Source organism: Zoogloea sp. LCSB751, from assembly GCF_002028455.1.
Taxonomy (GTDB): Bacteria; Pseudomonadota; Gammaproteobacteria; order Burkholderiales; family Rhodocyclaceae; genus Zoogloea.
On sequence record NZ_MWUM01000137.1, the window covers coordinates 1 to 283 of the forward strand.

1 protein-coding gene is annotated in these 283 nt (G+C 62.9%); it reads right to left on the reverse strand.

Annotation, left to right across the window (positions count from 1 at the left end):
- On the reverse strand, window positions 1-283 hold a 283-nt coding region (locus tag B4920_RS26085; RefSeq protein WP_173862708.1), incomplete at both ends, for a primase C-terminal domain-containing protein.

Here is a 283-nt window from a genome sequence, read left to right on the forward strand (position 1 = left end):
CCGGGCTGAAACGCTGCCATACCCAACGGGCAATGCTCTTTGCCGTTGCCTTCACCTCGGACACAGGCAGAGGGCCTCCCTGCTCCAACCCAAAGGCGTTGGCCTGCATGCAGACCCCGTGGACTGCGCTCGCCCATGCGTCGTACCCGTTGGGTCGCCAATACTCTCTGACAGCGCTGTAGGCCCATTCCAGCACGTTCTCAAACACCGTGACGTTACGCCCCAGCCCGCTCGCCTCTTTGCCGCTACGGCGGTTGTAGGCCGCTAAATCCGCATCTGGGCA